The 1,031-nt window shown below is 57.8% G+C and carries 1 protein-coding gene; it reads right to left on the reverse strand.

The features are described from left to right. Positions 1–1,031, reverse strand: a 1,031-nt coding sequence (locus RCCGE510_RS32490) for a hypothetical protein (RefSeq protein ID WP_007637800.1), incomplete at both ends; no start/stop codon positions are given.

Consider the following 1,031-nt stretch of genomic DNA (forward strand, 5'->3'; position numbering starts at 1 on the left):
GATCTCATCTTCTAACGCAAGCCGCTTCTGCCCCAATTGCTGAATCTGGGCATCAACTCGTTTGTACTCCTCCTCGGCACTGTTCGCTTCAGCGTCCAGTTCAGCCGCCTTCTTCTGCTTATCTGCGATTGTCGTCTTCAATGTAGCTAGATCGCATGGTTCGAGCGAGATTCCGCAACCGTTTGCTTTAATCTCATCTACGTTGACCCGGCACACTGGGCATACTCTGACCCGGCCTTGCGAAATATCAATCTCACCCAAGTTTGCTTCCGAACGATAGCGTTCAGCTTCGCCCCGCTTGAAACGCGCATCGTTCTCCAGCTGCTGACGCTTCGCCGTCAGCGACTCATGATCACCGCTAAGGGCCTTTTGACGTGCGAAGATCGCCCCAACATCGGGCGGTTTCGGCAAGGCAGTGCGCATAGCGTCAGCCAGCGCGGCCTCTGCCATAGCAACCAGCCCCTGCTGGTCAATCGTGTCGTCGAAACCAACCTCTTCATTGGCACCCAATGCCGATCTCACGGCGTTGAGGCCATCAGCATATCGCTGTTGTTGATAAACGTGCCGGCGACGTTCCTCTTCGACGGTTGCCCCGAGCTCTCGTTCGCGAATTGACGCGGCTCGCTCCTCGGCGTCAAGAGCGCGCAACGCGAGGCGCACCATGGTCAGCTTGGCGGTTTCGCTCAACACCTGCGCGCGCGACCGGCTTTGCGTCTGCGACGAGCGCCACGTGAGAATGTCGGCCAGACGACATTCCTGATCGCGCGTTAACCAGGCCCGAAGCACGTCCCAAACCTGCTCGCCACCAACCTCGGGCGGCGTTGCTCCTACAATTGCCGAAAAGAAGGTGGACGCGATGATGGGATCGATCGACGTATAATCCCCATTGCGACGCTCGTGAGCGATCGCAGCTTCGATGGTATCTTTTTGAACGACGAATTCACCGCTTGGGAACCCCAAAGGTCGCACAGCAACCCAGCACACACCATCGACCACAATTTCCGCCGCGACGAGACCACTGGGAAGTCGCG

Source organism: Rhizobium sp. CCGE 510 (assembly GCF_000292525.1).
GTDB lineage: Bacteria > Pseudomonadota > Alphaproteobacteria > Rhizobiales > Rhizobiaceae > Rhizobium.